This is a genomic window from Bradyrhizobium sp. Pha-3, from assembly GCF_042258325.1.
GTDB classification, from domain to species: domain Bacteria; phylum Pseudomonadota; class Alphaproteobacteria; order Rhizobiales; family Xanthobacteraceae; genus Bradyrhizobium; species Bradyrhizobium elkanii.
This window is the reverse complement of the sequence record NZ_CP170151.1, coordinates 5,691,215-5,717,355: the sequence shown is the minus strand read 5'-3', so window position 1 is coordinate 5,717,355 and position 26,141 is coordinate 5,691,215. Positions and strand designations below refer to the sequence as shown.

26 protein-coding genes and 4 pseudogenes are annotated in these 26,141 nt (G+C 64.2%); 14 read left to right on the top strand and 16 right to left on the bottom strand.

Annotated features, from left to right (window positions below; genetic code table 11):
- Entirely contained in the window at positions 1-753 is a 753-nt protein-coding gene (locus tag ACE10X_RS27100; protein ID WP_080583255.1) for an alpha/beta fold hydrolase, read from the top strand.
- A 27-nt stretch (positions 754-780) separates the two neighbouring features.
- Here ACE10X_RS27100 and ACE10X_RS27095 read toward each other — a convergent pair.
- Positions 781-2,133, bottom strand: a pseudogene (locus tag ACE10X_RS27095) (hypothetical protein); the annotation flags it as partial.
- Between the two features lie 196 nt (positions 2,134-2,329).
- On the opposite strand from ACE10X_RS27095, the gene cysE reads away from it, so the two are divergent.
- Complete coding sequence (gene cysE, locus ACE10X_RS27090; RefSeq protein WP_028342930.1) at positions 2,330-3,157, top strand: serine O-acetyltransferase; 828 nt, start codon at positions 2,330-2,332, stop codon at positions 3,155-3,157.
- A gap of 150 nt (positions 3,158-3,307) precedes the next feature.
- A complete protein-coding gene (locus ACE10X_RS27085) occupies positions 3,308-3,520 on the top strand; it encodes a DUF3126 family protein (protein WP_021077729.1) in 213 nt (70 codons plus the stop codon).
- A gap of 127 nt (positions 3,521-3,647) precedes the next feature.
- Here ACE10X_RS27085 and ACE10X_RS27080 read toward each other — a convergent pair whose 3' ends face one another.
- The 3 genes from ACE10X_RS27080 to ACE10X_RS27070 all read right to left on the bottom strand — a co-directional run bounded on the left by ACE10X_RS27080 (position 3,648) and on the right by ACE10X_RS27070 (position 6,428).
- Complete coding sequence (locus ACE10X_RS27080; RefSeq protein ID WP_038383293.1) at positions 3,648-4,382, bottom strand: sulfite exporter TauE/SafE family protein; 735 nt, start codon at positions 4,380-4,382, stop codon at positions 3,648-3,650.
- A 116-nt stretch (positions 4,383-4,498) separates the two neighbouring features.
- Entirely contained in the window at positions 4,499-5,161 is a 663-nt protein-coding gene (locus tag ACE10X_RS27075) for a family 16 glycoside hydrolase (RefSeq protein ID WP_038383292.1), read from the bottom strand.
- A gap of 556 nt (positions 5,162-5,717) precedes the next feature.
- Positions 5,718-6,428, bottom strand: coding sequence for a hypothetical protein (locus ACE10X_RS27070; protein ID WP_038383298.1), 711 nt, complete (start codon positions 6,426-6,428; stop codon positions 5,718-5,720).
- Positions 6,429-6,648: 220 nt separating this feature from the next.
- On the opposite strand from ACE10X_RS27070, the gene ACE10X_RS27065 reads away from it, so the two are divergent.
- Together ACE10X_RS27065 and ACE10X_RS27060 are read left to right on the top strand one after the other, a co-directional pair.
- Positions 6,649-6,978 (top strand): DUF6949 family protein, encoded by a 330-nt coding sequence (locus ACE10X_RS27065; protein ID WP_038383291.1) that lies wholly within the window; start codon positions 6,649-6,651, stop codon positions 6,976-6,978.
- 192 nt (positions 6,979-7,170) lie between these two features.
- Positions 7,171-7,701 carry a gamma carbonic anhydrase family protein gene (locus ACE10X_RS27060; RefSeq protein WP_028342934.1) on the top strand — a complete coding sequence of 177 codons (531 nt, stop codon included), beginning with the start codon at positions 7,171-7,173 and terminating at the stop codon, positions 7,699-7,701.
- Positions 7,702-7,705: 4 nt separating this feature from the next.
- Here ACE10X_RS27060 and ACE10X_RS27055 read toward each other — a convergent pair whose 3' ends face one another.
- Positions 7,706-7,978, bottom strand: a complete 273-nt coding sequence (locus ACE10X_RS27055; protein WP_038383290.1) for a hypothetical protein — start codon at positions 7,976-7,978, stop codon at positions 7,706-7,708.
- A gap of 87 nt (positions 7,979-8,065) precedes the next feature.
- Between ACE10X_RS27055 and ACE10X_RS27050 the strand changes: the two genes are divergently transcribed.
- The 3 genes from ACE10X_RS27050 to ACE10X_RS27040 all read left to right on the top strand — a co-directional run bounded on the left by ACE10X_RS27050 (position 8,066) and on the right by ACE10X_RS27040 (position 9,404).
- On the top strand, positions 8,066-8,380 hold the full coding sequence (locus ACE10X_RS27050; protein ID WP_038383289.1) for a hypothetical protein: 315 nt from the start codon (positions 8,066-8,068) through the stop codon (positions 8,378-8,380).
- Positions 8,381-8,535: 155 nt separating this feature from the next.
- Entirely contained in the window at positions 8,536-9,045 is a 510-nt protein-coding gene (locus ACE10X_RS27045; protein ID WP_304557782.1) for a hypothetical protein, read from the top strand.
- Positions 9,046-9,254: 209 nt separating this feature from the next.
- Positions 9,255-9,404 (top strand): hypothetical protein, encoded by a 150-nt coding sequence (locus ACE10X_RS27040; RefSeq protein ID WP_162832409.1) that lies wholly within the window; start codon positions 9,255-9,257, stop codon positions 9,402-9,404.
- Positions 9,405-9,860: 456 nt separating this feature from the next.
- Here ACE10X_RS27040 and ACE10X_RS27035 read toward each other — a convergent pair whose 3' ends face one another.
- The 3 genes and pseudogenes from ACE10X_RS27035 to ACE10X_RS27025 all read right to left on the bottom strand — a co-directional run bounded on the left by ACE10X_RS27035 (position 9,861) and on the right by ACE10X_RS27025 (position 11,737).
- Positions 9,861-10,352: a hypothetical protein gene (locus tag ACE10X_RS27035; protein WP_028342937.1), complete on the bottom strand. Its 492-nt coding sequence runs from the start codon at positions 10,350-10,352 to the stop codon at positions 9,861-9,863.
- A 191-nt stretch (positions 10,353-10,543) separates the two neighbouring features.
- Positions 10,544-11,074 (bottom strand): annotated as a pseudogene (gene fabA, locus ACE10X_RS27030) (bifunctional 3-hydroxydecanoyl-ACP dehydratase/trans-2-decenoyl-ACP isomerase).
- 33 nt (positions 11,075-11,107) lie between these two features.
- Positions 11,108-11,737 carry a TetR/AcrR family transcriptional regulator gene (locus ACE10X_RS27025; RefSeq protein ID WP_038383287.1) on the bottom strand — a complete coding sequence of 210 codons (630 nt, stop codon included), beginning with the start codon at positions 11,735-11,737 and terminating at the stop codon, positions 11,108-11,110.
- A gap of 99 nt (positions 11,738-11,836) precedes the next feature.
- Here ACE10X_RS27025 and ACE10X_RS27020 point away from each other — a divergent pair, with 99 nt between their 5' ends.
- Positions 11,837-12,247, top strand: coding sequence for a hypothetical protein (locus ACE10X_RS27020; RefSeq protein WP_038383286.1), 411 nt, complete (start codon positions 11,837-11,839; stop codon positions 12,245-12,247).
- A 129-nt stretch (positions 12,248-12,376) separates the two neighbouring features.
- Here ACE10X_RS27020 and ACE10X_RS27015 read toward each other — a convergent pair whose 3' ends face one another.
- The 6 genes from ACE10X_RS27015 to ACE10X_RS26990 all read right to left on the bottom strand — a co-directional run bounded on the left by ACE10X_RS27015 (position 12,377) and on the right by ACE10X_RS26990 (position 17,662).
- A complete protein-coding gene (locus tag ACE10X_RS27015) occupies positions 12,377-12,991 on the bottom strand; it encodes a transglutaminase-like cysteine peptidase (protein ID WP_026192955.1) in 615 nt (204 codons plus the stop codon).
- A 334-nt stretch (positions 12,992-13,325) separates the two neighbouring features.
- Positions 13,326-13,943 (bottom strand): PilZ domain-containing protein, encoded by a 618-nt coding sequence (locus tag ACE10X_RS27010; RefSeq protein ID WP_028342942.1) that lies wholly within the window; start codon positions 13,941-13,943, stop codon positions 13,326-13,328.
- Positions 13,944-14,084: 141 nt separating this feature from the next.
- Entirely contained in the window at positions 14,085-15,635 is a 1,551-nt protein-coding gene (locus tag ACE10X_RS27005; RefSeq protein WP_038383288.1) for an FAD-dependent monooxygenase, read from the bottom strand.
- Between the two features lie 239 nt (positions 15,636-15,874).
- Positions 15,875-16,114, bottom strand: coding sequence for a hypothetical protein (locus ACE10X_RS27000; protein ID WP_244435721.1), 240 nt, complete (start codon positions 16,112-16,114; stop codon positions 15,875-15,877).
- A 141-nt stretch (positions 16,115-16,255) separates the two neighbouring features.
- The gene (locus ACE10X_RS26995) at positions 16,256-16,834 is read right to left on the bottom strand and encodes a hypothetical protein (RefSeq protein ID WP_244435720.1); all 579 of its coding nucleotides are present in this window, start codon (positions 16,832-16,834) and stop codon (positions 16,256-16,258) included.
- Positions 16,835-16,984: 150 nt separating this feature from the next.
- Entirely contained in the window at positions 16,985-17,662 is a 678-nt protein-coding gene (locus ACE10X_RS26990; protein WP_375763069.1) for a hypothetical protein, read from the bottom strand.
- Positions 17,663-17,750: 88 nt separating this feature from the next.
- On the opposite strand from ACE10X_RS26990, the gene ACE10X_RS26985 reads away from it, so the two are divergent.
- From ACE10X_RS26985 to plsY, 4 genes and pseudogenes are all read left to right on the top strand, one after another.
- Positions 17,751-18,902 carry a zinc-binding dehydrogenase gene (locus ACE10X_RS26985; protein WP_375763068.1) on the top strand — a complete coding sequence of 384 codons (1,152 nt, stop codon included), beginning with the start codon at positions 17,751-17,753 and terminating at the stop codon, positions 18,900-18,902.
- Positions 18,903-19,021: 119 nt separating this feature from the next.
- On the top strand, positions 19,022-20,977 hold the full coding sequence (locus ACE10X_RS26980) for a patatin-like phospholipase family protein (protein WP_304557785.1): 1,956 nt from the start codon (positions 19,022-19,024) through the stop codon (positions 20,975-20,977).
- A gap of 58 nt (positions 20,978-21,035) precedes the next feature.
- Positions 21,036-22,149 (top strand): annotated as a pseudogene (locus tag ACE10X_RS26975) (amidohydrolase/deacetylase family metallohydrolase).
- A 40-nt stretch (positions 22,150-22,189) separates the two neighbouring features.
- A complete protein-coding gene (plsY, locus tag ACE10X_RS26970; protein ID WP_038383275.1) occupies positions 22,190-22,843 on the top strand; it encodes a glycerol-3-phosphate 1-O-acyltransferase PlsY in 654 nt (217 codons plus the stop codon).
- Between the two features lie 144 nt (positions 22,844-22,987).
- On the opposite strand, the gene ACE10X_RS26965 is transcribed toward plsY, so the two are convergent.
- Positions 22,988-24,208, bottom strand: a complete 1,221-nt coding sequence (locus ACE10X_RS26965; RefSeq protein WP_038383274.1) for an ABC transporter substrate-binding protein — start codon at positions 24,206-24,208, stop codon at positions 22,988-22,990.
- Between the two features lie 300 nt (positions 24,209-24,508).
- Between ACE10X_RS26965 and ACE10X_RS26960 the strand changes: the two are divergent.
- Positions 24,509-24,814 (top strand): annotated as a pseudogene (locus ACE10X_RS26960) (amidohydrolase/deacetylase family metallohydrolase); the annotation flags it as partial.
- A 127-nt stretch (positions 24,815-24,941) separates the two neighbouring features.
- On the opposite strand, the gene ACE10X_RS26955 reads toward ACE10X_RS26960, so the two are convergent.
- The gene (locus ACE10X_RS26955; protein WP_038383272.1) at positions 24,942-26,135 is read right to left on the bottom strand and encodes an aspartate kinase; all 1,194 of its coding nucleotides are present in this window, start codon (positions 26,133-26,135) and stop codon (positions 24,942-24,944) included.
- Positions 26,136-26,141: the final 6 nt, after the last annotated feature.

Genomic DNA, 26,141 nt, shown 5'->3' with positions numbered 1-26,141 from the left:
ATGCCGAGTTTCCATCACGGCGATGTTGAAATTGCCTATATCGACGAAGGCGCGGGCGAACCGATCGTGCTGGTGCACGGCTTTGCCTCGAGCAAGAACGTCAACTGGATCTACCCGACCTGGGTGTCGGATCTGGTCAAGGCCGGCCGTCGCGTGATCGCGCTCGACAATCGCGGCCACGGCGAATCCGCCAAGCTCTACGATGCCGCGCAGTACGAGATCGCGACCATGGCCAGCGACGTGATCGCGCTGATGGACCATCTCGGAATCACGCGCGCCGACATCATGGGCTATTCGCTGGGCTCGCGGATGACGGCGATCCTGGCGCGAGAGAATCCCGATCGGGTGCGCTCGGCGATCCTTGGCGGGATCGGCATCGGACTGATCGAGGGCGGCGGCCCTGGCGAGGCGGTCGCGCTGGCGCTGGAGGCGCCGTCGCTCGACGATGTCACCGACCCGGTCGGCCGTACCTTCCGCGCCTTTGCCGATCAGACCCGCTCCGACCGCCGCGCGCTCGCCGCCTGCCTGCGCGGTTCGCGCCGCCTGATGACGCGCGAGGAGGCGGCCGGCATCCGCGTGCCGGTCTTGATTGCAGTCGGCAGCAAGGACGAGATCGCGGGCTCGGCGTCAGCGCTCGGCCGGATCATTCCGGGGTCGGAGGTGCTCGACATTCCGAACCGCGATCACATGCGGGCGGTCGGCGACAAGGTCTACAAGACCGGGGTCATCGACTTCCTGTCGCGGCGAAAATAGATCGTCGGCTTCATCCCTGGCGACGGCGCGCGCGGCCGCGATCAGCACCACGAAGGTCGCGATCCACACCATGCGCGCGCCGTAGCGGTCGTGCGGTCCCGAGATCACGCCGCAGACAAAGGCATTGCCGAGTAAGGCGAGCGTGACCGTGCCCGCCAGCAGCGTCAGATCGTCGAGCCGCCGCTGCCACAGGCCGCGGCCGAACAGGATCACGACCATGAGCATCGAGCCCAGCGCGACCGGCACGTGGATGCGGTTGACCGCGGTGAAGTCGAGGTGCCAGCGTTGCTGCCGCGCCGCGCGCATCGGCGCGACCTGTTTGGGAATGTAGCGCTCGATGATGCCGTAGGTATGCGGGATCCAGCCATTGGTGCCTTCTCCGGTCGCGACATGCATGAGCTGGTCCGCGGTTGCCGTCAGCGCCGCCTTGGCCTGCCATTCCGGATATTCGGCGAGCGAGCGCAGCACGATGTAGCCCATCTCGTCATTCAGTCCCTTGAAGCGGCCGAGCGTGTTGAACATGCTGTGGCCCCACAGGAAGTCGTCGGCGGTCGGCGGCAACTCGTCGCGATAGGGGCAGAGCTTCAGCTTCTCCGTCGCGCAATGATCGTGCAGATATTGCGCGACGATGCCATCCTGCAGCATGCGGCCGAAGGCGACGCCATAGCCGCCGGGCGTCCAGGCCAGCTGTCCGGACAGCGCAAAGTTCGCCGCCAGCAGCATCGCCGCGCCGGCGACCGTGGTCAGGCTGCCTTGTACGAGGCCCGCGACCGGGATGCGCCGCCCGAGCCACGGACGCAGCACCCAGCCGACGCAGCACAGGCCGAGCAGCACCGCCAGCGTCGCGCTGTGCGTGGCGGCCGAAAACGCGATGAACCCGAACAGCACCGCCTTCTCCAGCGTCGAGATCCGTTCGCCGTGCAGGATGAGGATGAAGAGCGCGAGCACCGAAAGGCCGGCGAAGATGTCGGTCAGCAGCATGCTGTCCAGCCAGGGTAAGGCGGTGGTCGCGATCAGTGCGAGGCTGATCGCGATCAGCCGGACCGGCCGGGCGAGGCCGAGCACGCGCAGCGTCAGCTGCAGGATCCATAGCGTCGCCAGGGTCTGGATGCCGAGGTTGAGCCAGAAATCCGATGTCTCGCCGACACGGAGGTAGATACCGAATACCGTGGACCGGCTCGGCACCAGGTAGCCCTCATACCAGCGCGCCAGATAGCCGCCGGTATCCCATTGGAGCAGCGGATAGCCGTTCCAGAAGGCAGGGGCGAGCAGGAGGAGGGGGATGGCAATGGTAGCGATCCAGACCGACCGTGCATCGGTCAGGCGGGCACCTAAACTCTGGGTATTGATGATGTTTCCCCTTTTATTGGGGCCGACCATGCCCAAAACCACACTGGGGACGAAATCCGCCAATAGTTGCAGAAGCACGGCTTGATTTCGGCAAAATCCCGACCAATTCCCCTAGACGCCGGCCCGGGGGTGTTCGGCTGGGGTTTACCGTACTGAGCCATCCCGGGACGCGCTGGGTCCATCGTGCTATAACGCACATCAGAACAACCGAATTGCGAGAGCAGCTATGGCAGTTCATCAGGTCAATCCGCAGGGGAGCAAGCTGGCGGCGCTCGATCCGATCTGGGATCGAATCCGCGGCGAGGCGGAGGACATCCTGCGACGCGAGCCGGAGCTCGCATCCTTCATCTATGCGACCGTGCTGCATCACGAGCGGCTGGAAGATTCGGTGGTCCATCGCATTGCCGAGCGGCTCGATCACGCCGCGCTGTCGGGCGATTTGATCCGCCAGACCTATGGCGAGGCACTGCGCGACGAGCCCGATATCGGCAACGCGTTCCGCGCCGACCTCGTCGCCGTCTATGACCGCGATCCCGCGACCTCGCGCTTCATCGATCCCTTGCTCTACTTCAAGGGCTTTCACGCGCTGCAGACCCATCGTCTCGCGCACTGGCTGTATCAGAAGGGCCGCAAGGATTTTGCCTTCTATCTGCAGAGCCGCTCCTCGGCGGTGTTCCAGACCGACATCAACCCGGCTGCCAGGATCGGCCGCGGCATCTTCCTCGATCATGCCACCGGTTTCGTCTGCGGCGAGACCGCGGTCATCGAGGACGATGTCTCGATCCTGCATGGTGTCACGCTCGGCGGCACCGGCAAGGAGAACGAGGATCGCCATCCGAAGATCCGCCACGGCGTGCTGATCGGCGCTGGCGCCAAGATCCTCGGCAATATCGAGATCGGTCATTGCGCGCGCATCGCGGCCGGCTCGGTCGTGGTCAAGCCCGTGCCGCACAACGTCACGGTCGCGGGCGTGCCGGCGAAAATCGTCGGCGAGGCCGGCTGTGCCGAGCCGTCTCGCACCATGGACCAGATGCTCGGCGCGATCGGGCTTTGATTTCACTCGCTTTCTGATCGCGGCGAAAACGCGCCCAAACAAGAGTCGTGTGCGCAACATCACGTCGCCAAAGCCTGAAAAGGCTCTGGCGATCTTTGCCGTCTCGTCCTAAAACTCCCCCGAAAATCATCGACCCGATTGGAGACGGCCGTGGACGTTCAGGAAGTCAGGAAGCTCGACGCGTATCTCAAACGCGTGTTCAGCAATCCCAAGATCCGCGTGGTGCCGCGGCCCAAGAAGGACGACTCGGCCGAGGTCTATATCGGCGAGGAGTTCATCGGCGTGCTGTTCGTCGACGACGAGGACGATGATCGCTCGTTCCAGTTCCAGATGGCGATCCTGGAAGAGGATCTGGCCGAGTAAGGCGGAACAGCAGCGTTGCCGGCCGGCTCCGTCGCATGAGCGCCGGAGCCCGTTGGCGTGCGCGGCGCGGATCGACGGATCTGGCCGCACCGCTCGCCAGCTTCAAGAACGTGAGTGAGGTACCGCGTCAAGCCAATGCGGGCACGATCAGCGACAGGCCGGCGAGCAGCAATAGTATCAACACCACGGTGCGGAACATCTCGTCGTCGATCTTTCCGTACAGCGTGAAGCCACTCCAGAGGCCGGCGAGAAGGAATGGCAGACCCAGCCCGTACAGTTTGACGGTTTCCGTCGTGAAGGCGCCGGTAACGCCCATCGAAATCGAGATCACCACAAAGGCGGCGAACAGGACCGGCTGGAACACCGCGCGCTGCGTGTCCTTCGTCCAGCCGCGCCATTGGCACGAGATGGTCGAGACAACGCCACCCAGTCCGGTAAGTCCGCCGACCAATCCGTTGACGAGACCGATCGCGATGTCCGGTGCGACCCCGATCTTCACCGGCCTGAACGCCGGCCGTGTCAGGCTGTAGATCGCGTAAAGTGCCAGCAATGCGCCGACACCGAATTGCAGATGGACCGCGCTGAGATAGGTGAGCAGCACCACACCGGCGGGGATGCCGATCGTCGTGCCAACTGACAACGGCCAGATCGCGTGCCAGTTGAACGCCTGACGCAATTTCAGGATGCCGTAGCCCTGCGTCAGCAGGCCGTAACCCGCGATCAGCGCCGCGGTTTGCACCGGCGTGACGATGTGCAGCCACACACCCGACACGACGAGCCCCATCGCAAATCCCGAAAAGCCGCTGACGAACCCGCCGGCAAAAGCGGCAATAACAAAAAGAACAAGACTCGTTCCATCCACCGGTCGCTCCCCAAAAATGAGGTGATGCACACTTGGATGGATGGCCCCATCTGATGGGGAGGGTGCGAATCCCCGAGCTTGCTGATTGGGCGGTTACCCACTGAACGCCAGCTTACCTATTTGGCTTCTCCGTAGGTGATTTGATCAAATAGCGTCACACTGTCGGCCTTGGTCCAAAGCCCCACCTTGCCGGCACCGCCAAATGTGGAATCCTCCACCTCGAACAATTGTTTGCCGTTGAAAGTTACAATGAAGTGCGAGGCTTTGAAGTCGACACGCAGCGTGTGCCAGTCGTTGGACGGCACCTTGGTGTTAATTCCGTAGCCCCCCTTTCGGCCGACGATGTCGAGCGGGCTTCGGACGCCGTTCACTGTCTTGTACAAAACGACATTGTCCTCGAGTGCATTGGCGCGGGTCACGTAGTAGTTGTTTGCGTCCTTCGCTCGCCAAACAATGCCGGCGGCGCGGTCCTGCGAGCCCGCGACAGCCTTGAACTTGACCTCGACAAAGCCGTCCTTGATGTTGGTGTCGTCCTTCAATAGCAGCGGGTAGGTCGCTCGGCCGGATTGTTTGAGCACCTTCGACTTCGACGGCGCCGTCGCATCGGTTTCGACCGTCCATCTTGCATCGCCAGACCCTGTGACGGTGGCGGTCCAGCCCTCCGGCGCAACGCCGATCTGGGTATTCTCAAATCCAATTGCGTGACTCGGCATGTCAATCACTCCCAGGAGAAGCAGCGTAACCGCGGCGATGGCCATGCGTTGTTGGGCGTGAGGCATTTCTAGGCTCCCGTCGGATCGAAAATTCCACTGCGCGGATGTCGTGAAATGCGACCTTGCCCGGCGTCGATCATTCGAAAAGCCCGGCCGCTTGAACGGGAGGCTCGACCGGACGAGGAACTTGGTCGAATCCCGCGATCCTCCTTGCGCGTCGTGCGATGAGGACTCCATCCCGGATTTTCGTTCCGTTCCGGTAGCAGACGGCGATCAGAGATTGATCGGTGCGGTCGTCGCGGCCAAGCTGAGTTGACCCGAACCAATGTTGCGGTTGGCCGGCGACGAGTTCGTCTGACCATGCGGAGGTAGGGATCGACGTCTTCCGAAGCCCGCGCAAATGCAGACCGCAAGGCAAATTGGCTGGAAGGAACTGGAGGCTTGCTTTCGCCCATGTGCACATGCCCTCGACAAGTCGAGCGTTGCACAGTCTTGGACCGAAGCCTCAAGGGGAGACCGTATTTCCCCTATACAACTCTTAGTCCAGCGAGCCGACAAAGGCAATACGGATCGACCGGCGCCGCCATCGAATGCTCCGGGGCGCGCGGTGACGGGGAGGTGGTCATCCCCTCGCGCTGTGCATCTGCGCGGAGAGACGGTTCATCGCGGTGGCGATGTCGCGCCACTGCGCAAGCCAGCTGCGCGGAAAGCGGAAGATCAGGTCGGCGCCGTCGATGCGCCGCTCACTCAGGCACATGCCGGGCGTCGAGGTATCGCGCGTGCAGCGCGCGGTCAGCTGCGGCTCGCTCGCCGTGAACAGCTCCTCGCCGCCATAGGGCGTGCCGTCGCGGAACGCGCGCGCCGTCAGGCCGTCGTCGGTGTTTGCGCGCTCGTCGAGATAGCGCGGATAGATCGTGCGCAGGCGCATGTCCGGCGCGAGTGAATCGTGGTGCGCCGCGATCGACACGAAGATCCTGTCGATCGGCTGCACCTTGTCCTCGACCGTATCGGCGCTGTAGTGCTTCGGCGCGGCAGGCGCCTCCAGCGACGGATAGAGGAAGCTCAAATCGACGCGCTCCTGCGGCCCGGAGTGGCGCTGGATCTTCATGCGCACGGCCATGGTCGGCACGTTGAACAGCGTGCCGCCGACGCTCACCGGCAGCCGCGACGGATCGCTCGGCGGAATGGTCGTGTAGGTCGGCCACAGCAGATAGGCGACGAGCGCGACCGCGCCGGCCGCGATCACAGCCGAGGCGGTGATCGGAACGAGGTGCGCGCGCGGGTTGCGGCGGGTGTCGCGGGCGAGATGCTGGGCGGTCGAGAGAAGCGTCATGAGCAGGGCATAGATCAGGTCGGGAGGGGCCGAATCATCTGCCGAATATGCCACGTGGCGGGGAATTTCCGTACGATTCCAATGGAATCCGGGAACCGAATGGCCATGCGCAAACGCTGCGCCTGAGGTGTCCGGTTAACCTTTCCTTAAGGATGATGTGGCGGCCGGACGTCAATTCTGCGAAGCAGGGCAAGTGGCCTGTTGCGTAGCGGAAGTTCCGATGTCGCCCGATACCTTGAATTCCCTGTTCTCGCTCCTGATCGGTTTCGCGCTCGCGGGCGCACTGGCCAGCGGTTACCAGGCGATGGCGGAGCGCCCGGCCGGTTTCGGCCTGCTGCAGGAGGGCGTGGCGCCGAAGACCTTCGCCGCGGTCCCGTTCCTCGTCTTCGCCGCACCGTTCATCATCATGCGCAACACCCTGCGCGGGGCACGCATCGAGCGCCGTCGCTTCGAATTCGTGATGATGGCAACCGTCATCTCCGGCTTCTGGAGCCTGATGTCGGGCACCTTCTTCGTGATGACGCTGCGCGCTGCGGGCGTGCTGGCCTGATCCCATCATGATCCGCGGCCGATCACGGTCGCGCTTGCTTGAAACCATGTCGGCCGTCGTGCCAAGGTCTCCTTCGATCAGAGCTTCGGTTCTGATTGAATCAGAAACCGAAGCTCTGGATTTTTGTTTCGACGCGTTTTCTTCACGCGAACCGGTGTCCACTTCGCTCGAAAACGCTCCAGGGAGACCTCAATGGCGATCTACGAACTCGACGGGCAGGCGCCCGATCTTCCCGCCGACGGCAGCTACTTCATCGCCGACAATGCCGTTGTGATCGGCAAGGTCCGCCTCAAGTCCGCCGCGAGCGTCTGGTTCGGCGCCGTGCTGCGCGGCGACAATGAGTGGATCGAGATCGGCGAGGGCTCCAACGTTCAGGACAATTCCACCCTGCACGTCGATCCCGGCTTTCCCCTCAGCATCGGCAACAACGTCACCATCGGCCACAATGCGATCGTGCACGGCTGCACGCTGGAGGACGGCGTGCTGATAGGGATGGGATCGATCGTGATGAACGGCGCGCGGATCCGGCGCGGCAGCGTGGTCGGTGCCGGCTCCGTCATCACCGAGGGCAAGGAGTTTCCGGAAAATTCCCTGATCATCGGTGCGCCCGCGCGTGTGGTGCGTACACTTGACGCGGCGCAGGCCGAGGCGCTGTCGCGGCCGGCCAAGTCCTACGCCATCAGGGGCCCGCAATACAAAACGGGACTGAAGAAGATCGGCTGAAGCTTCAGCGCTTGCGGCCGCGCTTGCGCGCGGCGTTCGCTGCCGTGGGGCGAGGCTTCGCTGCGCCTTGCGGTCTCGTTGCCTGTTGAAGTCTTGTTGCTTCCTGAAGTCGTGCGCTCTTGCGCAGCGCATCCTTCAGGTCGATCGGAATGCCGTGCTTCTTGAGCAGGTCGGCGAAAGCTTCGTCGGCGAGCTCCTGCAAGGTCGCCATCCGGTCGCGCCCGAGCTGCTTCAGCTTGTCGAAAGTGTCGTCGTCAAACTCGATCAGCTTGCGCAAATTGCATTGCTCCCAAACTGTATTGCTCCAACGCCTGCGGGAACCGGCGTTTTGCGGACCCGTTGACGTCCGCAAGGGAGAATTGCCATGCGCAAATTATCTGTCACCACCGCGCTCGCGACAATCGCGATTGTGCTGGCGCCTGCGGTTACCGTCGCCCAAGGTACCGGGAGCGGCGCGGGGACCGGCAGCCCCTCCTCAGCCAGCCCGACATCGCCGCAAGCCACGTCATCGCCGGCAGGGACCAACAGCGCCGGGACCGCGCAATCCTCCGGCGGCCCCAACACCGGCAGAGGCGTTACCACCGGCTCGGCAACGACGACCGAGAGCGTCGACAAGGCCATCGCCGACGAGAACGAAAAAGTCGACCGCCGTACGCGAGGCATCTGCCGCGGCTGTTAACCTCTGACGGCCGCGCTTCGATGAACGCGGGTCGCGCAGATGTGAGCGCGACATAGGCGCGCGGTGGAAGCCGCGGTCCTAGATTGGGTTAGCATGCGCAGGACGCGGCGAAGGAGGCTTGAAGAGAAAGCCTTTGAAGGAAGGAGTAACGGGTGATGTTGCGTAAAACGATGATTGCCTTGCTGGCGACGGCCTCGGTCGGTCTGTTCACCGTCGATGCTGCGTTGGCACGCGGTGGCTTCGGTGGCGGCGGCTTTCATGGTGGTGGCGGCTTCCGCGGCGGCGGCGGTTTTGGCGGCTTCCACGGCGGCGGCGCTGCATTCCGGGCCATGGGCGGTGGCGGTGGCTTCCGGTCGGCTGCGATCGGCGGCGGTTGGGCCGGCCGCGGCTGGCAAGGCGGAGGCTGGCGTGGTGGCGGCTGGAACGGCGGCTACTATCGGCGAGGCTGGGGCGGCTGGGGCTATCCGCTCGCGGCGGCAGCGGTCGGCTTCGGGCTGGGCTACGGCGCCTACGATTACTATGACGGTTACTACGGCAATCCATACTACGCCGGCTACGGCTATGACGACGGCTACGGCTACGGTTACGGCGGCTGTTACGTCGTGCGCCGCGGCGTGATGACGCCGTATGGCTGGCGCGTTCGGCCGGTGCAGGTTTGCAATTGAGCCATTCGCTCACGCATGGCCGCTCCATTCGGTCGCCATGCTGATGGTCTTGCAATGATCGGCTCGGCCGGCGTTTCGACGCCCGGCCGCCGCGTTGGCTGTCGCGCACTGGTATGCAGCTGCACCGCCTTGCAGCAGTCCGTGCGTGACCGCGTCGCGAAAACAAATGGCCCGGCTGCGATTGAAGCCGGGCCCAGAGGACATCAGAGATGCTGACCATTCCTGACCTGACATTGCTGTTCATGGTGGTTGTTGCGAGCCTTGCCGTTGCACTGATCTACATGCTCCGCGAGCTTGAGCCGAAGCTTGCGCGGCTGCGACTGCGAGGTGGTCGCGCCTTGCGCGATCGCGCCAAATAGGCGGCAATGCCGTTCGCCGCGGCTTTGGCCGCGGTGATGCTGCGCATCCGGAGTCGTTAGCCGAGCACGCCGTGTTTCTTCAGCCGGTCTGCATGTTCGCGCGGCGAGGGCCGCCTTCGGGATCTCGAGCCGGAGCTTTCCTGGTGAGCGGTCCCGAGCGGGATTCAAGGGCCCAAAAAACAAGGCCGTCGACGTAGTATACCGTCAACGACCTTGCCAGCCCCGGATATTGAAATCGGCTCACGCCATCCGGTCATTCGAAGATGACTCGGATTCGAAGGCCGATATGTGAACCAGTTCACAAAGTCCGGATTAATTCACGGTAACGGGCACTCATGATCGGCCGCTGCCGGCGGTCCGCGAGCCCGAACGTTCCCCGTTAGATGATGATCTTGCTCGGGATTTGGCGCATTTTTGTGGCTGGCCACCTCGCCGGGCGTCGGCCTTTCGGAGGCGTCAACCGCGCGACCTGTGGCGCTTCCGGTTGGCGCTACGGGTAGCCTTTGAGCGCTTGCGCGGCGCGGGCTCGGCGGCCGGTTCGTTGGCCTGTGCGCTCGCCAGCGACTGGCGCAAGCCCTCGACCTGTTCAGTCAGCGCGGCGACCTGGTCGGAGAGCCTCTTCGCATCGGCCGCCTGCAAGGCGAACTGCTTGCGCATGGTCTGCAGCTGGTCCTGCACCTCCTGCAGCTGGTCGATGGATTCCTGCTGGGTCACCTCCATCCCCTTGGTCTTTTCCACCAGGGCCTCGGAGACCTGCGCGGTCCGCGCCTGCAACTGACGCGCGGCGACCATCCGGTCGGTCTCCGGCACGTTGCCGGTGAAGGCGCGCCACAGCGCGATCGAGCCGATCCCGAACAACACGAGCACCAGCACCACGGCGCCGATCGCGATCGGCTGCACGCCAATCAGGCTGCTGGCTTGTGAATTCCGGGGGGCAAGTTCGACCATGCGACCAACAACCGGACGTCAATTGAAAGGTTCGAAATAGCACAAACCTCGGCGCGGGCAAAACCGGGGGGTGTGTAGACCCCTGCGGCAGCAGCGAAATTTGTATCACATGTTAATCTTCGGCCGCGCTGCTCGGCCTGCTCGAGGCGCGCCGATCGGCCTCTGGTCGACGCGAATTCAAGCTCCCGAATTCAGCCTTTGGGCGCGATCAGGCCGACCCTCATGTTCTTTGCCAGATAGACGCAAGCGCCGTCGGCGAGCACCCGGCCGTCGGCGATGCCCAGCACCAGCCGGCCGCGCCTGGCCTAGCGTATGTCGACCTCATAGCGGACAAGCCTGACATCCGGCGTGATGTGCCCCCTGAACTTGACCTCGCCGACCCCGAGCGCGCGGCCCTTGCCGGGCGAGCCCGACCAGCCGAGCCAGAAGCCGATGATCTGCCACATGGCGTCGAGGCCAAGGCATCCGGGCATCACGGGGTCGGCGGCAAAGTGACAGGCGAAGAACCAGTGGTCCGGCGCAATCTCGAGTTCGCCGGCGACATGGCCCTTGCCGAATGCGCCGCCGTCCAGGCTGATCTGGGTGATGCGGTCCATCATCAGCATCGGCGGTGCCGGCAGCTGCGCATTGCCGGGGCCGAAATAGCCGCCTTCGCTCGAGCGCAGCAGATCCGGCTTGCTGTAGGTCGATTGCGGAGCGTGAAAATCGTGCGGATTGAACAAGATGACCATCGATGTTCGGGTTTTAGGTGAAGCTTAGCTGCGGCTGCGCCGCATGGTTCTTGGCCGCGCGGACAGGGGTTTGGCAGGCAAGCCCAGCGCGGCGGCCATGAAGGCCCAGATGTCGCCGGTCAGCCTTGCCGGATCAGGCCGTCTTTCGCTCATGAGCGCGCCGATCAGCGCCTGGCGGATGCCGCCGATCATCAGCGCGATGGTGAGGTGAGGGTCGATGCCGCCGGACACGATCCCGTCGCGCTGGGCCGCTTCGATCATGCGGGCACCGGCCGAAAGCTGCCGGCCGGTGAAGGCGGTCTCGACATCGAGCACCTCGGGCGCTCGGCTGAGCGGTCCGATCACGAGGGGCGCAAACGGGTGGTCATAGTGGAAGGCGACATAGGCGCCGATCCGCTCCTTCTCCCGGTCCGCCCAGTCCGTGGCGGACAGCTTGGCACCGCCGAATGCCGCCGCATCAAGTTGTTCATAGAAGCCTTCGACCACAGCGGCGATCAGGCCGGCCTTCGATCCGAAGTGGTGGTAGGCGAGCCCGACCGAGACCTGCGCCCGTCTTGCGACGGCCTGCATCTCGAGGTGCCCATGGCCCTCGATCAGCTCGGCCTGCGCTGCCGAAAGTAGCCGTTCCCGTGCCCCCACGCTCGTCGCGTCCATCGTCGGCTCATCCGCCGAATTGAATTCAATTCAATATCGCCGATGCTAGGATGTCAAGCCGTCGACGCGGATGGCAGAGCGAGCCGGCGAAGGAATGCGATGGCGTTTGCGATCAAGACCGAGATCCGAAATCCACGGGCGAAGGTGTTCACCTTCACCGCGCAGAAGACCATGTATGGCGGCAAGCACATCGCGGCCGACGACGTCGTGTTCGTGTTCGCGAGCGAGAACGAGGGCGGCAACGGCCTGATCGCCCGCGCGATCGTTGCGTCGGCCGAAGCGACACCGCGCAAGGTCGGCATCATCAGGCAAACGCCGCGCGTCAGCATCACGGTCAGACGCACCGCATCCGCGGCGCGGCCGCTCGGGCGCGACCAGCTCAAGCGCTTCAAGGATTGGGACGACGGCCGGCCCGAGACCGAACTGAATTTCAAATTCTATCGCCAGGCCACCAACAAGATCGTCGGCATCTCGGACGAGGCCGCGGCGTTTCTCGAGCGGTTCTTCTAGGCGTCGATCGACGCCGCTCAAAAAGGTGCGGCCACCCTTTGGGGGAAGGGTGGCCGCGCGCGAACCGGTCTGGGACGGGGAGGGGTGGGGATGTGACCGGGTCGCGAACTCGAAAATCCTCAGGTCTGCTCAGCGCGAGCTTGCCGTTGCAACTGCGGGGCGGTTGTCACCGAGTGAGACCCACACATTGGGATCGCCCTGCGACTGCCGCTTGACGAAGCGGTAGCCAGTGTCGGTCCAGGCGACGATGCTCTCGTTCTGGTTATCGAGCACGAACTCGCCCTTGTCGGTCTTCACCGTCAGCACCGCGTGGCCTTCGCCCTTCTTGTCGCGGACCACCGTGATCAGCAGCGCCTCGCGGGGCCAGCCGGCGTCCATCAGCATCTTGCGCTTCAGGAGCACGTAGTCCTCGCAGTCGCCGTAACCGTCTGATGGCAACGACCATTTCTCGATCACGCCCCAATGATCCATGTCGGTCATCGGCTTGATGGATTCGTTGACCCACTTGTTGACCCGTACGAGGTCCCGCCAAGCGGTCTGCGACAACACGATGTCGCGTGGTTGCGTCGCGCCGCCGCGGCATTCGCCCGGATTGTCGGCGCAGAATTCGACCCAGCCGATCGGCGAACGCGCAACGTCACCCAGGCTGGCGTAGACCACGTCGCCGGCCTTGGCCGACACGCACGTCGCAAACAGAATGGCGGCAACCGCCAAACCTTTCCCCTGTCCCCTGAACCCAAACATCGTGGCCCCCGTTCTTCTTGTTGGGACCACGTTTCGCACAAAGCTTTTGCGCCGCCGCTAAGTACGCAAAGTAGATTTGACGCGAATACTGGTAAAAGCTGCGGCGAATTCGAACTGTACTTGAATCGAATTCGCGTAAAATTTGAAACAACTGCAATTGATTCAAATTTTATGCATTAACGCGGCGAGCGCTGCGCCAGCGAGGTTTGTTGTGTCAAACGTTGCGGCCGTTAACCGCCGATTTTCACCGGGCCAAACGCGCCGAAGGCGGCCACCGGTGCACCGGTGGCCGCCTTCGCGGGCCAAAAACAGGGGTCTTGAGCGCTTTTTCGCTTTACCTCGCGGTAACGCTCTCTTCGAGGGTTTCCGCCGATTGCTCGTGAACGAACTCGAGCGCGAAGCCTTCCTCGAGATTTCGCACCACACGGGACTGCACCCGCCCGAGCATCACGAGCGATTTCAGCGGCGGGCGGTTCTCGGCGGCAATCGCAGCACCAGACAAGGAAAGATCGATGATGCGGCAGGTCATCCGCGTCCCGTCTTCCTGGGTCAGCAGGGCGATCGGGTTGCGCGGCACGATACGGTCGTGGCGGCGATCCTCGGGCAGATTGAGGATGTCGCGGTTGGCGAGCCAGGTCAGCTGCGCGGCGAGCTTGTCGCGCTTGCGCGCGGTGGCGCCGATCGTCATCGCAAAGCCGTTGTCGATGATGCGGGTGATGCGTCCTTCGACCCGGCCGATATGGTCGAGATAGGCGATCACGCGGTCGCCGACATTGCCGATGCCCGGCGCCAGCAAGGCGAGGCCGCCCGGCGACATGTTGATAATCTGGCAGGGAAACTCGCGCCGGTCGGGCAGCATGTAGCGGCCGAGCAGGTGCACCTTGACGCGCTGGAAGCGCCGCCGCTCCTCGGCTACGGGGACGACGGTAGTTTTCTTCTGTGCAAACGACATCACGACAAACCCGGCCACCGTCCATTCGGAGCCCCGACGACCCTACGGCTGATAGGGTTAACGGGGCGTTACGGTTGAGGCGGGGAACCCGCACACGGTGCAAGAGAAATGCGAGTGGAGCCCCGCGTGGCCCCCAAGGGGTCAGGGCTGCGCATCAGGTTCGCCGAACCACCGCGACATGACCTGAGCGGCTTCATCGAGGTGAGGGGCGGTGTCAGCGGCCCATGCGACGAAGCCGTCGGGGCGCACGAGTACGGCACTCAAGCCCAGCCGATCCCGCGCATCGCTTGCGACATAGCAGATCCGGCCACGCCAGCGATCGGCAAGCGCTTGCAGCGGAGAGCGCGGATCGAAGTCCAGCAGCACGCCGCGCCCGTTCCTGAGCAGTTCGCCGAGTTTCGTGCCACAGGCGAACTCGAAGTCGGGCGCGCTGCGGCCCACCAGGGGATGGTTGCCGCCAAGATCGTAGCGCAGCGAAACGCCCCACACGCGCTCGGCAAAGTAGGTCGCGCCGTCTGACGTCGCGATCAGGTCGTGGATGATGGCTTCGAGCGCGCGCGAACTTCGGCTTGGCCGCATCAGCGCAACCTGGGCGCGCGACCAGTCCAGCACCTGCGCGCCCACCGGATGCCGCTCACGCGAGTAGCTGTCGAGCAGATCCGCCGGTGCGTCGCCGCGGATCGTGGCCGCGAGCTTCCAGCCGAGGTTCATCGCGTCGCCAAGCCCGAGATTGAGCCCCTGGCCGCCGAGCGGAGAATGAATGTGCGCGGCATCGCCGGCGAGCAGCACGCGCCCCTTGCGGTAATCCGTCGCCTGACACGCGCGATCCGTCCATGTGGTGGCAAGCCGGAGCGCCGTCAACGTGATGTCCGTGCCGGAGACGCGGCGCAGCACCGCCTGCACATGCTCGCGCGTGATCGGCCGGGTTCGGTGGAAGGCGCCGCCGTCGAACTCCACCATCGCGATTGTGCCGGGCCGCGCGTAAGTATACATGCCCGTCGGCGTGTAGTGACGGCCCGTGCGGAGCTGGTCCGGATCTGATATCTCGACCTCGACCGAATAGCCGGTGAACTCGGGATCGGTGCCGACGAATTCAAAGCCGCCGGCCTTGCGCACCATGCTGCGGCCGCCGTCACAGCCGACCAGCCAGCGTCCGTGGAAAGTCGCGCCCCCGGCGCGAACGGTGACGTCGTCGTCCGACTGATCCAGCGCCTCGACGCCGAGGCCGCGCCTGATCTCGACCCCCATCGCGGTTGCGCGCGCGGCGAGGGCGGTTTCGAGCGCCTCCATGTCGACCGCCATGCTGGTGCCGGCCGGGCTCGGCAGGCGAAACGGCCAGTTCGACGTGTCGATATCGTCGTGAAAGAACTGGATGCCGGCAAAATGGCCGGCCGGGCGGCGCGGTTGCGTCCAATGCGCGCCATTCGATGCGCTGCTGCCCGAGCCATCTCTTGCGTGCTGCCGTGCCGCGATGTCATCCAGCATCCCGCGACGATAGAACGCCTCGATGCTGGGCGCCGAAAGGCCGCGCATGCCGAAGGGCAGCCGCTTCAATGGCGAGCATGGCTCCGCGGCCTGCTCCAGCACCAGGACCGAGAGGTTTGCGCGCCGCAGCTCGCAGGCAAGCAGCAGGCCGACCGGGCCGGCACCGGCAATCACGACATCATGGGGAAGGGGGCGGCTGGTGCGCATGAACTGCTCCTTTGTCGGTGTTCGACCGGAGCGGTTCGTCGGGTTGAGAACCACACGGACGAACATTGGGCGCCTGGATGGCGTCCGGTGTTCGTCGTGGGGATCTCATGCACGAGGCAGGAGACCAGAGCTTTCGTTTTCGAAAGGACTTGGGCTTACCAAACCAAGTCTGCCTTTTCCGACGCGGCGTATATAGCTGCGTGGCGTTCGATCCGCAACGGAAGATGCGCGGCTGCGGATTACTGGAACAATGCGCTGCCGCGATGTCGCGGCGCGACCGCGTCGGCGTTGCCCGGTTCGTCGACGCGACGCGAGCCCGGGCGCGGCGCAAGATTGTCCGGCGTCTTGATGTTGCGCGCGAGCCCTGCGGCTTCGAATGCCTTGATCAACCACCAGCCGAGGTCGATCTGACCCGGCAGCAGCCCGAGGCTCGCGGAGCCGGGATAGGCGTGGTGATTGTTGTGCCAGCTCTCGCCCATGCTGATCAGGCCCGCGATGCCGACATTGTAGCCCTGGGCCGCGACGCCTTCGATGATCCAGGTCTGCCCGCCCTTGCGATGCGAGTAATGACCGATCAGCCAGTGACCGGTGACGCAGACGGCGACGCGGACGCAGGTGCCCTAGACCAGCCAGCTCCACGAGCCGATCGGGAGGAACAGGATCGCCCAGGGCAATTGCTGCCACATCCAGGTTCGCTCGACGAAGGCATAGAAGCGGTCATCGGCGAGCCGCCGCTCGAGCCGGAATTCGGGCGGGTGTTTCAGCACCAGCGTGCAGTGCAGTTGCCACCACGCATCGCGCCAGAAGCCGGCGCGGTGGCAGGAGTAGTCGTGGCATGCCGTCTGGCGCTGCGCCCAGTCGCGGAAATCGTGCAGCCGCACCATGCCGTAGGGGCCGGCCATCCCGACCAGCGTGCCGAGATAGACGCAGAGCCGTTCGAGCCAAAGCGGGCAGTCGAAGCTCGCATGGATCAGGCGGCGGTGCATGCCGACCGAATGCCCGAAGCACAGCGTGATCGCGCTGGTGACGATGAATAATGCGAACGCGCTCCACGTGAACAGCAGCGGCCCAAGGACGATCGCGACCGCGGTCATGCTGCCAAGCCACAGCGACTTCGCCGGCGCCCATCGCACGCGCCCGTCCAGCGGATCGGTGCTGGCGTCCACGAAGATTCGCTCCGAGCCGGGCTGCGGCTTCATTCCGTCACCTGAGGTTGCATCGCAGGTTGCGGTGAAGCGATGGTCGCTGTCAATCGGCCGCCCACGTCCGTCATGTCGCAGCCCATATCGGCGTCTGCGGCGGCTTCAGCCAGGCGGCGGCGCCCGGCGGATCAAAGCGACGCGGTGAGGTTATTTGGCCTCGGCGTCCATTTCCGGTTCGACAGCCGCTTCCGGTTCGACTGCCGCCGCTGGTGGTTCAACAGTCACGGCTTTCAGCACCTTTCGCTTCGCCGCGCGAACCTCAATCTGCAGCGGCGGCTGATAGGAGCCGCTTGGCGGCACGAAGACGAAGGCATGGTGTCCATCGCCCTTGTTGAGTTTGAGAAGGTCGTTGCGGAACTCATCGGCGACGACTTCGCCAACGAGGTTGCCGTTGAAATAGATATCGATCGCAACCCTCTTGTCGGGGTGCTGATTGTACAGGGCCCAGCCGGCAATCCTTTTCTCATTGACCACGTCGACATGACCGGTGATCTCGCCATACAGACTCTCGATGCCGGCCTCGATCACCTCGAGGTCGCTCCTGTAGATCGATCTCGTCACATCGAAGCTGAAATTCGCGGTATCGACGCATTGGTCGAGCAAACCCTGTCGATGCTCCTTCATCCGTTGCAGCGTGTCCAGTTCGCCCAACTTGACGTACATGCCGACGATACCTTCGATACCAGGATTCATGGTGTCGTTCCCCGCAATGCTACCAGCCAATTCGCCCTCGGCTGCTTTCACAATCGATGCCTCCTTGCGGACAATACTCCGCCAGGACGAAAAGCGCCTCGTTCCGCCAAGGTCTGTCATGAAGACCTTCATGACAGGCCTTCATGACATCCCAATCGTCCTGACCTAAAGTCGGCTCGGCCGAACCCGGCCCAACGACAAGGACAGGGAGAGCGAACCGATGGAGCAGATCCGCGTCTGCACGCATGATGGACCTGGAGCCAAGCCGGTAATCCGGACAGTGCCATGGCCGGAAATCGGCAAAAAGGCGGCCTTGATCAAGGTGGGCGCCTGTGGCGTTTGCGGAACCGATCTGCACATCCTGAAGGGACATTGGCCGAAGCCGTTGCCGTGGCCGTTCACGCTCGGCCATGAGCTCGGCGGCGTGATCGTGGAATGCGGCGCGGAGTTCACCGAGGATTTCATGAACAGGCCGCTGCAGGTGGGATCGAAGGTGATGATCCCGCCCTTGATGCCCTGCGGCCGTTGCTACTACTGCATCCATTATCCCGAGAACGCCAACAAGTGCCTGACGCCGGTCTATTACGGCCGCTATCTCGGCTTCGACAAGGCGCCGCACATGTGGGGCGGCTGGGCTGAATATGTCTATGTCGATCTCGACATGCTGCCCGGCACCAAGATCTACAAATTGCCTGACGACATGTCGCTGCGGCTCGGCGCGCTCTCCGAGCCTCTGACCTCCTGCATCCGCGCCTTCAACCGCGCCACGCGCGCCGGCGGCTTCAGCTGGGGCGACAGGGTGGTGATCCAGGGCTCGGGGCCGATCGGCATCCTCGCGGTCGCCGCCGCGCAGGAAATGGGCGCAGGGCGCGTGATCTGCGTCGGCGCGCCGGAGACGCCGCGCCTTGCGCTGGCGCGCAAGTTCGGCGCCGAGGCGACCGTCGATATCGAGCAGCTCAAGACGCCGGAGCAGCGCATCAAGGCGGTGCGCGACATCGTCGGCGGTTTCGGCGCCGACCTCGTCATGGACTGCTCGGGCCATCCGACCGCCGGCCCCGAGGGCATCGAGATGCTGCGCGACGGCGGCACCTATGTCGAGATGGGGCAGTTCACCGATGCCGGCTCGATCGACACCTCGTGGCACCGCATCTGCACCAAGGATCTCAACGTGCTCGGCTCCTGGGGCTTTACCGGCAACGACCTGCCGCTCGGCGTCGACATGCTCTACCGCACGCGGAACAAATATCCCTGGCTCGACATGCAGACGATCTATCCGTTCACCGAGGACGGCGTCGCCCGCGCGGTCGCCGACGCAATGGCGATGAAGACGGTGAAGTCGACCATCGTGCCGTGGCCGGAACTGGTCGGGTGAAGCAGATCGCGGATGCTGCAAATCCTGCTGCAGTGCTCCCAATGATTTGTAGCCAGGGTGCGGCCGATTGGGCCCTGATATCGCTCGCCGGGACGACGGCCCGGCGCTAACATCGGATCATGCATTCGAACCGTGTGCCGCCGAGCGCGACGTTTGCGTGGGGAAACGTGTCCGAGGACTTCGCGCTGTTCAGAACCCTCAGCGCGGAGCAGCGGCTGATTGCCTTTGGCGCAATGACCCGGCGCGACCTCGTGCGCGGCGAGCTGCTGGTCGAGCAGGGCGGCGCCTCCGACGCGCTGTTTCTGGTGCTGCACGGCGCGCTCGCGGTGTACCGGACCAGTCATCCCGAACCGATCGCGGAGCTTCGCGCCGGCGAACTGGTCGGCGAGATCGGCTTCTTTGCCAATATCCCGCGCACGGCCAACGTGATTGCGATCCGCGACACCAGCGTGCTGGTGTTGACGCGCGCCGCCTATACGACGCTGGCGCGGGAAACGCCCGAGATCGTCGAGGCGCTGCTGGCTGCGCTCGCGCGGCGGTTTGCCACCGAGACCGCGCGCCTGTTGCCGGTCCGGGCGTCACCGAAGGCGCGCACCGTTGCGCTGATCTCGGGCGGACGCGAACCGGTGCCTGCCGCCTTTGAGCACAGGTTGCGCGAAGGCCTTGCCGCTGCGGGTGCCGAGATCGTCGACCTCGCGCGGGTCCAGGCGATGTTTCCCGGCCGCGCGCTCGACGCATCCGAGGTCGCCGACTGGCTCAACAGGATCGAGTACGACGCGCCGCTGGTGGCCTATTTCGGTGGTCCTGACGCATCGGAGTGGGCGCGGAAAACCATCCGCCAGGCCGATCTTGTCGTGTTCGCCTGCCGCGGCCATGCGCCGACGCCCGATCTGACGGAGATCGAACGCTTCGCCTGCGGAGTGCATCCGGCGTCGACGCGGCGCCTCGTCCGGGTTCATGACATCAGGCGCCACGAGGTCAGCGGCACCGCGGCGTGGCTGGCGCGGCTGCCCTGCTTCATGCACCATCATGTCGCGCTCGAGGACCAGCTCGACATCGACAGCCTGGTTCGCTTCCTGTGCGGTCGCGCCGTCGGATTTGTCGCCGGCGGCGGCGGCAGTCTCGGCACCGCGCATGTCGGCGTCTACAAGGCGTTTCGCGAGCGCGGGGCGACGTTCGACATCTTTGTCGGCACCAGCGTCGGCTCGGCGATGGCGGCGGGCTTTGCCAAGAACTACGATGCCGAGCATCTCGAGCGCGGCACGCATGAGATTTTCGTCTCCAGCCGCAGCTTCCGCCGCCCGACCTGGCCGCGCTATGCCTTGCTGGACCACAAGGCGTTCGATGCCGCGCTCGCCGATCAGTACGGCCACAATTGCCGGATCGAGGACTGCTGGCGGCCGTTCGCGGCGATCGCGACCAATCTGTCGACGCACAGCCTCGAACTGATCCGCACCGGTCTGCTTTGGCAGGCGGTGCGGGCGTCGAGCGCCATCCCTGGTCTGCTGCCGCCGTTCTACACAAGGGACGGCTCGATGCTGGTCGACGGATGCCTCGTCGACAACGTTCCGCTGGCGCAGATGCACCAGATGAAGAGTGGACCGAATCTGGTGGTCCATTTCGGCGACCCGGCAACCGAGATGTTCGACGTCGACTATGCCGCGCTGCCGGGGCGGTTTGAGCTGTTTGCATCGCTGCTGACGCCGTTCCGCAAGAAATTGCTTCCGGCCGCACCGAGCGCCGTCAACGTGCTGTGGCGAAGCCTCGTTGCGCATCAGCGCTACGATACGCTGCCGACCACGCCGCTCGACATGGTGATGCGTCCGCCGACGCCCGACGGCATCGACGTCACCGATTTCGACCGCCATCAGGAAATTTTCGAATCCTCGTACCGCTGGGCCCGCGAGACCATTGCTGCCTCGGAGGCGGCGCATCATCCGGCCATTGCGGCCATCGTCGCGTCGGCCAAAGGAGCGGACAAGGGAGCGGACAAGGCAGCGGACATGGTTGCCGACAAGGGCGCGGATCGCGCGACAGCGACCGCGCCGGTTTCCCAACAGGCCCGTGTCGGTTGAGCGGCTTGCAGGCGCCGGCGAAGTCGACCATCGTGCCGGACCGAATCCGGAGAACACGATGCCTTTCGATCTGATCCTGCGCGGCGGACGGGTGATCGACCCGTCGCAAAAACTCGATGCCGTGACCGATGTCGGCTTTGCCTCAGGCAAGGTTGCTGCGCTCGGCCGCGAGTTGAAAGCCGATCCCGCCACCGAGGTCCGCGACGTCTCGGGGCTGATCGTCTCACCGGGGATCATCGACCTGCACACGCATGTCTATTGGGGCGGCACCTCGCTCGGCATCGACGCCGAGGAATTTTGCCGCAACTCCGGCGTCACCACCTCGGTCGACACCGGCAGCGCCGGCCCGGGCAACTTTGCCGGCTTCCGCAAGCATGTGATCGAGCCGAGCCAGGTCCGCATCCTCGCCTATCTGCACGTTTCGCACGCCGGCATCTTCGGCTTCTCGGATCGCGTGATGGTCGGCGAGAGCGAGGAACTGCGGCTGATGAATCCGATCGACGCGGCGCGGGTCGCCGACGAGAACCGCGACCTGATCGTCGGCCTCGGGCACCTCGGGGCTGGTGCCGCTCGAGATCGCGCTCGAGGTTGCCGAGCAGGTCGGCATGCCCCTGATGGCGCATATCGACCATCCGCCGCCGAGCTACGAGGAGGTGCTTGCGCGCCTGCGTCCGGGCGACGTGCTGACCCATGCGTTCCGTCCGTTCCCCAACACGCCCGCGACCGCGCAGGGCACGGTGAAGAAGGTCGTGCTGGAGGCGCGCGAGCGCGGCGTGCTGTTCGATATCGGCCATGGCAAGGGCTCGTTCGCCTTCAAGACGGCGCGCGCGATGCTCGCCAACGGCTTCTACCCCGACACCATTTCCTCCGACATCCATCAGCTCTGCATCGACGGCCCGGCATTCGACCAGGTGACGACGATGTCGAAATTCCTCTGCATGGGGATGCCGCTGCCGGACGTGATCGCGGCGTCCACCGTCAATGCCGCGATGGCGTTGCGGCGGCCGGAGCTCGGCAGCCTCAAGCCGGGCAGCGTCGGCGATGCCACGCTGATCTCGGTCAGGGAAGGGGCGTTCGATTATGTCGATGTGGTCGGCGAGCATCTGACGGGCGATCGCAAGATCGCATCCGAAGGCGTCGTGATCGGCGGACGCTGGTGGCATCCGCGTTAGGATTGATGGACGCGCCGCCAAGGGCATCGAGGTGACTGAGATGGTCTTCTGGATCGCGAGCGTGGCTGGGTTGGCGATCGCCTATCTGCTCGGTTCGACGCCGACGGGATATCTGGCGGGAAAGCTGCTGAGGGGCATCGATATCCGCCAGCATGGCTCCAAATCCACCGGGGCAACGAACGTGTTGCGAACCCTGGGGAAGTGGCCCGCATTGGCGGTGCTCCTCGTCGACGTGCTGAAAGGCATGGCGGCCATCCTGTTCGCCCGCTGGTTTTATCCCTGGTTGTACACCTTGCCGTCCGTCACGCCGCCGGCAGCGCTTGATCTGCAAACGTGCGTGTCGTGGGCTGTCGGCCTGGCCGGACTTGCCGCGTTGTTGGGGCACGGCCGTTCGATCTGGCTGAATTTCACCGGCGGCAAATCCGCTGCGACCGGGCTCGGCGTGTTGCTGGCGATGTCCTGGCCGGTAGGCCTCGGCGCTGCGGCGGCCTTCGGCGCTGTGGTGGCTGTCTCTCGGATTGTCTCCCTCGGCTCGATGCTGGCGGCATTGACCGCGATCGTCCTCGTCTGCGGCCTGGAGCAACCGTTGCCCTATCGCTTGCTGGTGATCGCAGGCGGCATCTACGTGATCGTGCGCCATCGTGCCAACATCCGGCGGCTGCTGGCCGGCACGGAGGCGCGCCTCGGGCATTGATAGGGTGTTCGGATGTCCTCGGGGATCGCGGGTGGGGAAGGCCGGTCGATCAATCCGATGATCCGACCCTGAGCGCCGAAGTGGGTACCGGTTCGCGTGAAGAGAACGCGTTTGAACCGTTCCGATTCAATCGGGGCCGGGGCTCTAGTCGGCGACGACCGGCCCGAAGGGCTCCCATCGCTCACCGGTGAAGCGCATCATCCGGAACTGCTTCACCACGCGATAGTCCGCGCGGCTGGTGTTGATGGCGAGGCCGGGCAGCAGCAGATCCAATCTAACATCCTTCAGGCCGGTGGCCTGGCGCATGATGTTGTCGCGCGAGAGATCGTCGCCGCATTGTTGCAGCACGCGCACCAGCAGCTCGGCGGCGCTGTAGCCGTAGGTCGTGAAGAGGCTGTTCCGGTCGCCTTCCGGGTAATAGGAGGCCATGAAGGCGCTCCATCGTTTCATGCCGGCATCGTCGGCCCAGGTCGGGTCGCTGGCTTCCTTGAACGAACTCGCCGAAATCAGCCCGCGGGCGTGCTCGATTCCCGCCGGCACCAGCACCGCGTCGATCGAGGACGAGCCGACACCTAGCAAATGCAGCGGCTTCCAACCGAGCTCAGCGGCCTTGCGGATGGCCTGCGCGGCGAATTTCGGCGCGGCCATGTCGATCAGCACGTCGACCGCCGCGGCCTTGAGCCGGACCACCTGCGAGTCGATGGTCGGGTCCGTCATGTCATAGGGGGCTTCGGACGCGAGCATGGCCGGCGCCCGCGCGCCAAGCGCGTCCTTTAGCCCCGCGAGATATTCCTTTCCGCTCTCGTCATTCTGGTAGAGCAGGCCGATCCTGGCGTTCGGGTAATTGTCGAGAATGAAGCGCGCATAGACGCGGATCTCGGTCCGCAGGTTCGGCGCGAATCCCATGGTCCAAGGAAAGTTGACGGGATCCTCGAACCGCATCGACCGCCCGCCCGCGAAGAGCTGGGGAACGTGGCGGTCGTTGAGATATTTCTGGATCGCGATGTTGGGGGCGTTGCCCACCGACTGGAACATGAACAGGACTTCGTCACTTTCGACGAGCTTGCGGACCTGCTCGACCGTCTTCGCCGGCGTCGCGGCATCGTCGTAGGAGATCAGGTTGACCCGGCGGCCGTTGATGCCGCCCCGCTCGTTGATCATCCGGAAGTAGGCGGCCTGCACCTTGCCGATGACGGAGAACACCGACACCGGGCCGCTATAGGGCATCGTCTGTCCTATCCTGATCTCGGTATCGCTGGCACCGGGATCGTATTTGCGGCCTTCGGCAAACAGGTCGGCCGCAGCTAGCAGACCGAGGCTGATGATCGCAACTCCGATTGTCGGCCTGTACCAACTCTTGCGCATCGCGCGGCTCCGCGGTCGGCAGTCATGATGGCGAGTCATCCGCGCAACCGGGTTGTGGCAGGCGTGGTACGACCGTCGAGGAGGCGCCGGCGCTTGGCTGCCTGCCGCCGCGCATGCATTCCCTCGTAACAGACCCCTAGCATTCGCGCGTGCAGGCGGTCTCGCAATGTCATCGGGCGTTTTGCCCGAAGCGGCGTGGAAATACTCCCGACTATACACGAGCCATGTTCCTGTACGGCGTGAGTTCTTCGTCCGGGAACATTGAGCTCCTTGCGCTCCATCGCCGCGGCAAGACGGCGCGCGCGATGCTTCTACCCCGACACCATCTTCTCCGACATCCATCAGCTCTGCATCGACGTGACGACGATGTCGAAATTCCTCTGCATGGGGATGTCGTTGCCGGACGTGACCGCGGCGTCCATCGTCAATGCCGCGATGGCGCTGCGGCGGCCGGAGCTCGGCAGCCTCAAGCCGGGTAGCGTCGGCGACGCCACGCTGATCTCGGTCAGGCGGGGGACGTTCGACTATGTCGATGTGGTCGGCGAGCGTCTGACGGGCGATCGCAAGATCGCATCCGAAGGCGTCGTGATCGGCGGACGCTGGTGACATTCGAAATAGGGCACGCACTCACAAACCCGCGTCCGCTTCGTTCTCAAGCAGGCGATAGCGAAGCCGGTCTGAATGAATGTCGGCCAAGGGCCGACGGGCGACGTCGTCGCTTGCCAAATTTCAACTAGATCAGCGAATGCAAAGCCATGACCGCGGCCTCACGGCTCTCCACCGGAACAAAGAAGCTTACCGAATGCGATGACAAAACATACTTGTCGGCGATGATTCCGTGACGTTGCAGAATCTGAACCGCCTTGTATGGCAGGTCCGAGGAAATGCCGCCGAAGCAAGTGAGGCTCACCGAACTCAGCGTCTCGCGCTGTTTGCGCAGGTCTTTGCTCCGTTCCAGTGTGCGCAGCAACGCGTCGAGTGTCTCAGAATCGCAAGTCATCATGATGCGGGTTTTTTCGGCGGTGAAAGCCGAGGCGAGGAGTTGCGGCCAAGGCAAGCCATTTTGCTGGAGATGCTGCGCGAACTTCTCAAAGCCTTGATTGAGGTCCGCCGAATCGATCTCCACATGCTCAATGCGAGCCATCGAGTTGACGGCCAGGACTTTTCCGTTCTCCATGTCTGCGACCTCCTTCATCACTTGCGTGCTGTGTCGAGCGCCGCCCCACTGTCTCAGGACCAAAGGTACGTTTTGGCTGTGGGCCAGCTCCACGCTGCGAAAGTGCAGGACTTTGGCGCCCCAGAAGCACATTTCGGATAGGGATGCGAAATCCAGCTGACGCAAGGGTTTTGCGTCCGCGACGATGCGCGGGTCAGCCGAGCAAACTCCGTCGACCTCCTTGATAATCTCGCAGCACTCCGCCTTGAGCGCCGCAGCCATGGCGACCGCGGTGGTATCGCTGCCACCCCGGCCAAGCGTCGTGATTTCCTTGGTCAGCGGGTTCACGCCCTGAAAGCCCGCCAAAACCACGATGCGTCCACGATCGAGTTCTTCGCGCACGCGAATGGGCCGCACGTCCAGAATGCGTGCGGAGGAATGGGACCCGTCGGTCATGACACCGGCCTGACTGCCGGTAAAGCTGATCGCCGGCACGCCGAGATCGGACAGCGCCATGCTCATCAAGGACATGCTGATGCGCTCGCCGGTGGTCAATAGCATATCGAGTTCGCGGCGATTGGGATGCGGGCTGACCTGATAGGCCATCCTGACGAGTTCATCGGTGGTCTTGCCCATCGCTGAAACGATCGCCACGACGCGATGACCACGGCCATGCAAATCGGCGACACTGCTCGCGGCCGCGCGGATTTTTGCCGGTGTTTCGAGACAGACGCCGCCGTATTTTTGCACGATGGTGGGATTGCTAGGCATTGTTGC